This is a genomic window from Rheinheimera riviphila, from assembly GCF_004005945.1.
GTDB lineage: Bacteria > Pseudomonadota > Gammaproteobacteria > Enterobacterales > Alteromonadaceae > Pararheinheimera > Pararheinheimera riviphila.
The window spans coordinates 118,244-129,531 of record NZ_SACS01000008.1; the positions used below are offsets into that span (position 1 = coordinate 118,244).

Annotated in this window: 10 protein-coding genes; 5 read left to right on the plus strand and 5 right to left on the minus strand. The window is 48.4% G+C overall.

Annotated features, from left to right (window positions below; translation table 11 throughout):
* Positions 1–69 precede the first annotated feature (69 nt).
* From EOE67_RS09385 to asnB, 4 genes are all read right to left on the minus strand, one after another.
* Positions 70–1,179 (minus strand): S-(hydroxymethyl)glutathione dehydrogenase/class III alcohol dehydrogenase, encoded by a 1,110-nt coding sequence (locus tag EOE67_RS09385; RefSeq protein ID WP_476748467.1) that lies wholly within the window; start codon positions 1,177–1,179, stop codon positions 70–72.
* Between the two features lie 145 nt (positions 1,180–1,324).
* On the minus strand, positions 1,325–1,591 hold the full coding sequence (locus EOE67_RS09390; protein WP_127698833.1) for a VF530 family protein: 267 nt from the start codon (positions 1,589–1,591) through the stop codon (positions 1,325–1,327).
* Complete coding sequence (locus tag EOE67_RS20690) at positions 1,584–3,617, minus strand: hypothetical protein (protein WP_206099539.1); 2,034 nt, start codon at positions 3,615–3,617, stop codon at positions 1,584–1,586. The genes EOE67_RS09390 and EOE67_RS20690 overlap by 8 nt, the downstream gene beginning before the upstream one ends.
* A 300-nt stretch (positions 3,618–3,917) precedes the next feature.
* Positions 3,918–5,582, minus strand: a complete 1,665-nt coding sequence (gene asnB / locus EOE67_RS09400) for an asparagine synthase B (protein ID WP_127698834.1) — start codon at positions 5,580–5,582, stop codon at positions 3,918–3,920.
* Between the two features lie 164 nt (positions 5,583–5,746).
* Between asnB and EOE67_RS09405 the strand changes: the two genes are divergently transcribed.
* The 5 genes from EOE67_RS09405 to EOE67_RS09425 all read left to right on the plus strand — a co-directional run bounded on the left by EOE67_RS09405 (position 5,747) and on the right by EOE67_RS09425 (position 9,875).
* Positions 5,747–6,655, plus strand: coding sequence for a DUF3025 domain-containing protein (locus EOE67_RS09405; RefSeq protein ID WP_127698835.1), 909 nt, complete (start codon positions 5,747–5,749; stop codon positions 6,653–6,655).
* A gap of 49 nt (positions 6,656–6,704) precedes the next feature.
* Positions 6,705–7,490 carry an ATP-binding cassette domain-containing protein gene (locus EOE67_RS09410; protein ID WP_127698836.1) on the plus strand — a complete coding sequence of 262 codons (786 nt, stop codon included), beginning with the start codon at positions 6,705–6,707 and terminating at the stop codon, positions 7,488–7,490.
* Positions 7,491–8,693, plus strand: coding sequence for an ABC transporter permease (locus EOE67_RS09415; RefSeq protein ID WP_127698837.1), 1,203 nt, complete (start codon positions 7,491–7,493; stop codon positions 8,691–8,693).
* Between the two features lie 83 nt (positions 8,694–8,776).
* The gene (locus EOE67_RS09420) at positions 8,777–9,568 is read left to right on the plus strand and encodes an NUDIX hydrolase (RefSeq protein WP_127698838.1); all 792 of its coding nucleotides are present in this window, start codon (positions 8,777–8,779) and stop codon (positions 9,566–9,568) included.
* Between the two features lie 127 nt (positions 9,569–9,695).
* The gene (locus EOE67_RS09425; protein ID WP_127698839.1) at positions 9,696–9,875 is read left to right on the plus strand and encodes a hypothetical protein; all 180 of its coding nucleotides are present in this window, start codon (positions 9,696–9,698) and stop codon (positions 9,873–9,875) included.
* 92 nt (positions 9,876–9,967) lie between these two features.
* Here EOE67_RS09425 and rimO read toward each other — a convergent pair whose 3' ends face one another.
* The gene (gene rimO / locus EOE67_RS09430; RefSeq protein WP_127698840.1) at positions 9,968–11,284 is read right to left on the minus strand and encodes a 30S ribosomal protein S12 methylthiotransferase RimO; all 1,317 of its coding nucleotides are present in this window, start codon (positions 11,282–11,284) and stop codon (positions 9,968–9,970) included.
* Between the last annotated feature and the right edge of the window lie 4 nt (positions 11,285–11,288).

The window sequence follows — 11,288 nt, forward strand, 5'->3', positions numbered from 1 at the left end:
CTCAGAAAAGATAACACCGGCTGTTTAAACAACCGGTGCAGGTGCGATTAGCACTACCGATCCCGATATCTAAAAATGAATAACGGTGCGGATAGACTTACCTTCGTGCATTAAATCAAAGGCTTCGTTAATAAGTTCCAGCGGCATGGTGTGCGTGATAAAGGTATCCAGCTCAAATTCGCCTTTTAAATACCGTTCCACATAGTCTGGCAATTCGCTACGACCTTTGACGCCACCAAAAGCGGTACCACGCCAGACGCGGCCGGTGACCAGCTGAAATGGCCTTGTTGAAATTTCCGCACCACTTGGCGCTACGCCGATAATCACCGACTCGCCCCAGCCTTTGTGACAACATTCCAATGCCGAGCGCATCACGTTGACGTTGCCAATACATTCAAAACTGAAATCAACCCCACCATCGGTCATTTCGACAATCACATCCTGAATCGGTTTGTCGAAGTTTTTTGGGTTAATCACATCAGTGGCACCCAGTTTCAGCGCGATATCAAACTTGGACTCATTGATATCAATGGCAATGATCCGGCCAGCTTTGGCCATCACGGCGCCAATAATGGCCGACAAACCGATACCACCTAAGCCGAACACAGCAACTGTATCGCCAGCTTTGACTTTAGCAGTATTCATCACCGCGCCCATGCCGGTGGTGACGCCACAACCCAATAAACAGACTTTTTCCAAAGGTGCCGCTTTATTGATTTTCGCCAGCGAAATTTCCGGTAATACCGTGTATTCGCTGAAAGTTGAGGTGCCCATATAGTGGTAAATTGGCTGGCCGTCTTTCGAGAAACGCGTGGTGCCGTCTGGCATTAAGCCCTGGCCCTGTGTCGCACGAATCGCCTGACACAAATTTGTTTTGCCACTTAAGCAGAACTTACATTTGCCACACTCTGGTGTGTAAAGCGGGATCACATGATCGCCAACAGCAACGCTGGTGACACCGGCGCCAATAGCTTCGACAATGCCGGCGCCTTCGTGGCCCAGAATACACGGGAACTTACCTTCAGAATCGGCGCCGGACAGGGTGTAAGCATCGGTATGACAAACACCGGTTGCAACTAACCGCACCAATACTTCGCCTTGTTGTGGCGGCATTAAATCGACTTCTTCAATGGTCAGTGGCTGGCCTGGTCCCCAGGCAACGGCGGCACGGGTTTTAATCATTTGCATAGAAAAGTCCTTATTGAGATCAAAGACGCGTTGCAACACCGTGTTTCAAAAGGAAATACATCAAAGAAACATCGGCTTGCAACGCTTTTAGAGCTGTAGTACGCGCCAGTTCAAGCTGGCGGCTGTGATCTGTACATTATCGATAGAGCCGCAATCGGATAAACAGCTGCTCCACTTCGGTCCGCGCCCAGGGTGTTTTACGTAAAAACTTCAAACTGGATTTCACACTGGGGTTTTCAGTAAAGCATTTAATTTTAATCTGTGCCGCCAACGCCGGATAACCGCCGTAATGACTCAGCAAAGAATTCAGAATTTTTTCCAACGTAAAGCCTTGCAACGGGTTTTTTGGCTGCTCGGCAGTCAGTGGTTGTGCTTGTTCTTGCGGTTGTTCAGTATTATTCATTGACGGCCTCAACGACGTTGTCAGTTACCGGCACCGGCACTGCTGGTGATTGCCCGGCCGGTGGAAACAGTGCGCGCCATTGGCCATGGAACGACTCGTCTTCGGTACCAATGGCCAGACTTGAATTAGGAAATAAATTGCTGGGCGCAGCCAGCGCTTCGACTTTCATGCCATCAATTTGCCAGAAAATCTTGCCGCCAGAGATCAAATTCAGCGGTGTTGGCGCTTGGGGATCCAATAATGCAACCTGATAAATAAAAGAGCTAAAAGGGCCACTATTACCGGCTTCACGCACGGCACTTGCCCATAACACATTGGATTCCAGATATAAATCGGCAATGTCCCGTTGTGCAGGCTGTGCGGGATCCGGCTGCGGTGGCTGTACCTGCAGGCGCTCGGCCGACCACTGAATATCACCGGCGGCTAAATCAAAGTCGCCCCAGGTTAAGCTGCCGCGTTGGCCATTGCCACCGCGTTCGCCTAACACCAGCAAAAACCGATTCGGTGCTTTATTCACACATACCAGACCTTCAAAATTATCGCCAGCTTGCTGTTCGGTGTTGTCACGTTGCACCGGCAAGGCAAAACTTGCTAAGACCGTGGCATAACCCTGATATAACTTCAGATGGAATAAACGACCAAATTCGCCGTGCCAGCTACCGCTTTCTGCCAGCAGAAATTCATTCTGACGACCCGGCAGGGCGCACATCGATTCCAAATCGTTGGATGGCTGATTTTGTGGCCAGCCGGTGACAAAAATTGATTTGTAAGAAGGTTTTCCGTCCGGACTAAACTGCAGTAAGCCAAGCCGGTCACCGCCTTGATCAATTTTTTTATCCTGCACCAGCAAATAACTATCATGGGTCACCATCGCCATGGCGCTCACCCCTGGCAAGGTGGTTTTTACCGACGGGCGTGCCAGAGTATACCAGCGTGGATCCACCGACATCTCAAACAACAGCGGTGCCATTTTATTAAAATGCTCAGCGTTGACATCACATTGAATATTATCAGGATAATGCTGTTTCCACGGGTCATTCACCAGATACACTTTGCCCTGATGTACCGCAACACCTTCCAGCGCCGTTTGCACCATTTTTTCATAGACCGGGCAGAGGCCGGAATTGTCAGTGGCCACAAAAAAACTCAGTGGCTGCACATAAGGCATGGTTCTGTTGGTTAAATCGAAAATCCAGAGTTGATCGTCATTTCTGGCCACAGCAACCAAGTAACCGGGATGGCCCGGGATTGGGCTTGGTAGGAAATCGATGCCATTAATCGGGTGGCCTTTAGTATCCAACGGCGGCATCGTCAGATTGGCATCAATCACTTTAACGAAGTTATCTTTGGCCCAAAAATCAGCGGTTAAGCGGGTTTTGAAGATAGCCGGAAAGGTCGCACTGTTTTTCTCAAGTGCCAGATACAGGTTTTGATGATCGTCAACCGCCAGACCTTCAATGCCATCGTTCGGTAAGTTGCCAACCTTCGATTCCAGCGGGAATTGCACCGGACGCACCGCAGTGATTTCCGCCCGGCTAAAATCGGCATTTAAGCTGATTTTTAATAATAAAGTGGGGTAACTGGTCGAATTGGTCTGGGCATATTTTTTGGCACAGGACGGGCTTAATTGCGCACGACTGGCGTCTTCAGTCACGGTGATTAGCGTTAAATCATCAACCCGATCCCAGGTTAAAGCTTCTAAATCCGGAGAATTGACAATGTAATCGCCAAAACAGCTTTTTCTGACGTCGGCAGAAATGGTGATATTGATAGGCAGTTGGTTAAAAGCTGCGGTTTGCGGGTTGATCCGAAATAGCTTCATCCGTAAACCAGGGTCAGCACTTTGATCGCCCAGGCTCAGCAATTCGCCGTGGCGCCAGGTTAAACCTGAGGTTTGTGGATCTTTCAGACTTTGTTGATTCAGATCCCGGACCCACTGACCGGTCAGGGCAATTTCGGCTTGCAGTTGCAATGGCATCAAAGGCAATGCCAGTAAAAATAACCAGAAACGACTTGTCGCTTTCATGAATGTCTCATCAGGGTCTGCATTAAGTGATGCAGGGTCAACGGCAACGCTGCCGACAGAAGTCGCTAATCTACCAGAAAAACAAAATCCGGCATACCAAGGCCGTTGAAATCGCCAAAAGATACGACCAAATTTGTTGGCCTGATCCATGCGCTTTGCACTGTGCTGTGATAGGGATGCTGCTAAAAATTTAGCGAGTACTTAGTGACCAAAAGGCTAACAAAAAGCCCGCGGGTGCGGGCTTTGTTGATTACTGGCCAGAGTTGGGAACAGTCGGCCAGCTTAGCTTTTTATGGCTGATTAATACGCTTGTTCGTGTACGTCACGTACTGCGCGACCTGATGGGTCGGTCATCTGCGCCATTTTCGCATCCCAGAGCAAGGCTTCAGGCGTTGAACAAGCGACAGATTTTCCGCCAGGTACACAAGCAATAGCGCCACTGTGCGGGAAATGTTCTTCGAAAATGACCCGGTACAGATAGGCTTCTTTACTATCCGGCGTGTTGACCGGGAAGCGGAACGCGGCAGTGGTTAGCTGTTGATCGGTCACTTCTTTTTCGGCAAAAGCTTTTAAGCTGTCAATCCAGCTGTAGCCAACGCCGTCGGAGAACTGTTCTTTTTGCCGCCATAAAATTTCATTGGGCAGCAAACCATCAAAAGCCTGCCGCAAAATGTGTTTTTCCATTTTGCCGTTGCCACACATTTTGGCCTGCGGGTTTAAGCGCATCGCGACGTCCATAAAGTGTTTGTCGAGGAACGGCACCCGTGCTTCGATGCCCCAGGCCGACATCGCTTTGTTGGCGCGGTTACAGTCAAACATATGTAACCGGTCTAATTTACGTAAGGTTTCTTCATGGAATTCTTTGGCGTTTGGCGCTTTATGGAAATACAAATAACCGCCAAACAATTCGTCAGAGCCTTCGCCCGACAACACCATTTTAATGCCCATGGCTTTGATTTTCCGCGCCATTAAGTACATTGGCGTCGAAGCACGAATGGTGGTGACGTCGTAAGTCTCGAGGAAATACACCACATCACGCAGCGCATCGATGCCTTCTTGCACCGTAAACAATACTTCGTGGTGTACGGTGCCAATGGTATCTGCCACTTTACGCGCAGCAATTAAATCCGGTGAACCGGCAAGGCCAACGGCGAAAGAGTGCAAACGTGGCCACCATGCTTCGGATTTACCATCATCTTCAATGCGGTTCCGTGCAAATTGCTGAGTAATCGCCGAAATTAATGACGAATCCAAACCGCCGGACAACAATACGCCATAAGGCACGTCTGACATTAAATGGCTTTTCACCGATTGCTCTAAGGCTTCACGCAGCTCAACTAAATCGGCCGGATTGTCTTTAACCGCATCAAAACTTTGCCAGTCGCGGGCATAGTATTTTTCAAGTTTGCCGATTTTACTGTCGAAATAATGGCCCGGCGGGAATTCCTGCATCTGTTTACAAACCGGGATTAACGCTTTGAGCTCAGACGCCACATACAGCTGACCATGTTCGTCATAACCGTAATACAGCGGAATAATGCCGATATGGTCACGGGCAATCAAATAGCGTTGTTGTTCAGCGTCGTACAGAATAAAAGCAAACATGCCCTGTAGCTGATCGATAAAACTGGCGCCATGTTCCAGGTACAACGGCAGAATGACTTCACAATCTGACTTGGTTTGGAACTGATAGTCGACGGTTAAATTCTTCTCTAAATTCTTGTGATTATAAATCTCACCATTCACTGCCAGAATGTGATTTCGATTTGGATTAATCAGTGGTTGCGCGCCATTTTCAGTATCTACAATGGCCAGACGCTCGTGCACGAGGATGGCATTATTGTCATTCCAGATCCCAGACCAGTCCGGACCACGATGACGTAACAACTTAGATAACTGTAGCGCCTGCTGGCGCAAGGCTTTAACATCAGTCTTGATGTCAAGCACCCCGAATATCGAACACATGATAAAAACTCCGTTAGGTTTAATCCGAAAAAATTCAATTCATTTGGCAGTATGTACGTTCAGACGTACCCCGTTGAATGTGCCATTTACCGCCAAAATTGCAAGCTGTTTTTTAGGTTTTGCGCAAGTATGTCTTGCTGAATGCTTTCAACCGGAGCATCAACATGACTGACCAAAAACCGTCGCAAAATGCCGTCATGCCTTTGCCGCAACCGACAAAAACAGCCAGATTTGTAGCGCCCGAACAGTGGGATGACCAAATTTGGCTTGAGAATCCGATATTTGCTGAACTAACGACGTTGTTTCCGTTGGCATCTTGTACTGATTTTCCAAACGTGATGGCACTGGACAACTGGCGACAGCAATTCCGACCAGAATTCAGACCGGAATTGCCGGTGCGATTTGTCGACAATGAACTGTTGGCAGCTGATGGCCGTTATTATGAAGCCTTTATTTATCACACCCGACAGGTGCCGACCCGCTATCCGAATTGGCATGATTTGTTTGGGGCTTTGATTTGGTGTTTATTTCCGCAGACAAAAAAACTGTTAAATCAGCTGCATATCCGCGAGATTGAGCTTCATGGCGCCAGTATTCGCACGGCACTTCGCAATAAACTGACGTTATTGGATGAATGTGGAGTGCTTATTTTGTATCGCCAGCAGCAAGCCAATGTCGTGGAAATGCTGCGGCAACATCAATGGCAACATGCTTTTGTCAGTCAGCGACATTGTTGGTTCGGGCAGGGGAACAATCCTGGCGTCACGGCGATGATGTTTGGCCATGCCAATTATGAAATGGCCACCCGGCCTTTTATCGGACTCACCGGCAAAATGCTGGCGATGGTGGTTCCTGATGATTTTTTCAGCCAGTCGTTGCGTCAACGTATTGATTTCATAGATACTGCCTTAAGTGAACAAATTGCTAATCAAGGTATATTCGGTGATCCACTGCAGCTGACACCGCTGCCACTGTTGGGTGTGCCCGGTTGGTTTTTTGCAAATGAACAGCCGGATTTTTACCAGAATAGCGCTTATTTCCGGCCAAAGCGTATCACCAAAATTCAGGATTAACCGTATCCCAAACTTGCTGGGCAGCAAACCCCTGATTGACGGAGCAACCATGATTCAAATTCAGCAACTGGCAAAATCCTTTGCCATTGGCAAACAAAATAAATTGTCAGACAGCGAAAAAAACGATGTGCGTTTTGGTGGTGATCGGTTTCATTCGGTGCGCAATGTCAGTTTTGACTGCGCTGCGGGTGAAGTGCTTGGACTATTAGGTCCGAACGGTGCTGGTAAAACCACGACGTTGCGCATGTTATCGACGGCCTTGCAGCCCGACAACGGGGCGGTCATGATTGATGGTCAGGACGTCATTAAAAACCCGCTGCAAGCACGTAAACGGATCGGTTTTTTATCCAGCAGCACTGGTTTATACGGCCGTTTAACCGCCCGCGAAAATATCGCTTATTTCGGCCGGCTGCATGGAATGGCAGAAACTGAATTAAATCAGCGGATTGAAGAGTTGTTGACCTTGTTGTCGATGCACGAATTTGCCAATCGTCGGGCTGACAATATGTCGACCGGCATGAAACAAAAAACTGCTATCGCACGTGCTGTGGTGCATTCCCCCAAAGTGGTGATCCTGGATGAACCAACCACCGGGCTGGATATTATGACGGTGCAGACGGTGCTGGATTTTATTCAGTCGCTAAAACAACAAGGTACACCAGTGATTTTTTCGACCCATCATTTGGACGAAGTTGCAACGCTGTGCGATCGGGTGGTGGTCATTAATCATGGGGTCAGTGCATTTAACGGAAGTTTAAATGAATTCAGAGAGTTAACTGGCAGTGGCGATTTGCGTCAGTCTTTTTTACAAGTGATCCAGCGGGAGGCAGTATAAATGTGGCAGGTATATCTGAAGGAACTGACCGAGCTGTTGCGCGACAAAAAAACACTGATGTTTGTGATTCTATTGCCAATTCTGATTTTCCCGGTGCTATTTGGCATTATGGGATTGGTGATGGCCAATGTCAGCCGCCAGGCTGAAGCGGAAGAACATCGTTATGTGGTGATTCACGCTGACCGCGCCGCTGAGTTTACAGATTCGTTGTTTTATCATAAAAACTTTAAACAAGTGACCACCGAACTCACCAGTGTTGACGAATTAAAACAGGCGATCCGTGACGACAAGTTTGACGTTGCTATTGTGATCCCCGCTGATTTTGATGCATCAGCAGCAAATCTTGATCAAAGCAAATGGCAGCTGATCCACAACAGTTCGTCGCAACTCGATATGATTTCAAAACATTTTAATGAGCTACTCAAAGGCTATAGTCAAAAATTGCAGCAGGCAAAATTATTAGCGCTTGGGGTAACGATGGAACAGATGCCAGCCGTGCTGGAACCGGTCAAAGTTGAGCGGGTGAATACCGCTGAAAGCCGCGAAAATATTGGTGAGCTGATCGGCGGTTGGATAGCGTACCTGTTGGTTCCACTGTGTTTGGTGGGGGCCTCTTATCCGGCGATGGATATCGGTGCCGGTGAAAAAGAACGGGGAACTCTGGAAACCTTGTTAATTTGCCCGATTTCGCGCACTGCAATTGTGCTTGGAAAGTTTATGACGGTACTGACGACGGGGTTGGTCGCTGCACTTATCACCGTTGTCAGTTTTGGCGGCTGGGGTTACATCATAGGTTCGATGATGGGTGTAGATATTGTTGCCAAAGCGATGTCGACCTTGGGCTTTATTGATTTAAGCCTGATCCTAGCTTTGTTAATTCCATTGACCGCTATTTTCGCGGCCCTGTTATTGAGTCTGTCGATTTACGCCCGAAGCTACAAAGAGGCGCAAAATTACATTGGCCCGCTGACGATGGTGGTGTTTATGCCATTAGTAGTGTCAATTTTGCCTGGCATCGAACTGAACTGGAAACTGGCGATGGTACCGGTGCTGAATGTGGCGCTGGGGATTAAAGAGCTGGTTAAAGGCACCATCGAGTATTCGCTGCTCGGCGTGGTGTTGTTATCAACACTGGTGCTGGCAGGGGCGATGATTGCGTTTTGCGTGTCCTGGTTTCAAAAAGAGAAAGTGTTGTTTCGTTAAGTTTTATGCAAAAGGTCGGGTCTAACCGGCTTGGCTGCGGCATCGTCGTTCGGCGCTGTCGCAATTCCAATGAGATCTGAGAGATGTCCGTTGCTCCTGTTAAACCCGCTGTTTTTGATGCGGTAGTGAATCCTTACCAAGGCTGTTATCTGGGGCCGGCACAGCTGCCCTTGATGCTGACGCCTGAAAATGTTGCGGGTTTTATCGCAATGCTGGTGGCCAGTATTAAGGCCTGGCAAGATCAATACCGACTGATCTGGCTGGAATTACCTGCCACACATGCCGCTTTGATTGCACCGGCTTTGAGCCTTGGTTTTAACTTTCATCATTGTCACAGCGCGCAGTTGATGCTGGTGAAAAAGTTACAACCTGACAGTTATGTACCGCTGGCTGCCACTCATAGTATCGGGGTCGGTGGCCTGGTTTGGTCACCAGCTGGCGAAGTGTTGATGGTCAGAGAGTTAGCATTGCCGGGGCAAAAAGCAGGTTATTTTAAATTGCCTGGTGGCATGGTCGAGCCACAGGAACATTTGGCGATTGCAGTGGTGCGGGAAGTGTTGGAAGAAACGGGTGTGCACGCCACATTTCAATCAGTGCTCGGCGTGCGGCATCACCATCGTGGCCAGTTTGGCGCGTCAAATCTGTATATTGTCTGTCAGTTGCAGGCGCAAACCATGGCGGTTTTTGCGGCTGAAAATGAAATTGCTGAAGTGCGCTGGTTTTCGCCTGATGCTTATCTTGGTGATGAAAAGGCAAGTGAATACAATAAGTTGCTATTGAAATCCGCATTGAAATATTCAGGTTTGGTGCCACATCAGGTGGCTGGTTATTCACAATCTGCTGCTGACCATGAAATCTTTTTACCGGAACTTTAGCTAGAAAATAGATCTTTCGTAAAAACATCGGCTTGCGATATTTGCGACCAACGGTGCTTGAAATTTCATCAAAATTGCCGGACGCTGCTTTCTGAATTTTCACCAGCCATTCGATCGGGGACCTATTATGACTTCGGATTTTGTGAAACAAATTCATCTGGAAACAGCACGCCGTTATCAACAGCAAGGTCATGATATCGATTATCTGGTATCGCATTTTCAAAAGGTAGCGTTAGATCAGGATGATATCGCTGAGCTGCTAACCGAGATCACACCAAAAAGCCCGCACACTGAACGCAACGGCTGAAAACAGTTAAAAAAACACCGCAATTCGCGGTGTTTTTTTGTTCTTATGTAATTTGCTGGTGCTGCAATGCCATGTTTTTACATGGCTGTTGCTTAGATTTGACGGGTCGCCCACAAATCATATTCATCAGCGGCGTCGACAACAGCCGTGATCACATCACCGGCTTTCACGTCCGTCAGACCATTTAAGTAGACCGCACCATCAATTTCCGGTGCATCTGCAAAACTGCGGCCGATTGCGCCTTCGTCATCCACTTCGTCAATCAACACCTGAATAGTCCGGCCGATTTTGGCTTGCAATCTGGCGGCGCTGATCCGCTGCTGGGTTTCCATAAAACGATGATAACGCAGCTCTTTGATTTCTTCAGGTACCGGATCTGGTAATTCGTTGGCTTTGGCGCCTTCGACCGGGCTGTATTTAAAGCAACCGACGCGGTCGAGCTGTGCTTCTTCCAGGAAATTCAGTAGTTCCTGGAACTCTTCTTCAGTTTCACCTGGGAAACCGACAATAAAGGTGGAGCGGATAGTCAAGTCAGGGCAAATGGAACGCCATTTTTTGATCCGTTCTAAGGTCCGCTCGGCCTGACCCGGGCGTTTCATTAATTTCAGAATACGCGGGCTGGCATGTTGAAATGGAATATCTAAATAAGGTAATAACTTACCGGCCGCCATCAGTGGGATCACATCGTCGACATGTGGGTATGGGTAGACATAATGCAGACGTACCCAAATACCTAACTCAGCCAAGGCTTCACACATCGCCTGCATTGAGGTTTTGACCGGCTGACCGTTCCAGAAACCGGTGCGGTGCTTCACATCAACGCCGTAAGCACTGGTGTCTTGCGAAATAACTAACAATTCTTTGACGCCGGCTTTTTGTAAGCGGCCAGCTTCGTCGAGAACTTCGCCAATAGGGCGGCTGACTAAATCGCCACGCATCGATGGAATAATGCAGAACGTACACCGATGGTTACAACCTTCGGAGATTTTTAAATAGGCATAATGCTTTGGCGTTAACTTGACGCCAGTATCCGGCACTAGTTGCAGGAACGGATCATAAGCAGGTTTTGGGACGAATTGGTGAACTTGATCCAGCACGTTTTCATAAGCGTGTGGGCCGGTGATACCGAGAACATTTGGGTGCACCTGACGAATTTCGTCTTCGCGGGCGCCCAGACAACCGGTCACGATCACCTTGCCATTCTCAGCCAGCGCTTCACCGATAGTGTCCAGCGACTCTTGTACGGCGCTGTCGATAAAGCCACAAGTGTTGACGATCACCAGCTCCGCGTCTTCATAAGAAGGGACGATGTTATAACCTTCAACTTTCAGTTGCGTCAGAATGCGCTCAGAATCGACCAGGTTTTTCGGACAGCCGAGGCTTACAAAACCAACTTTAGGTTGTGACATAACA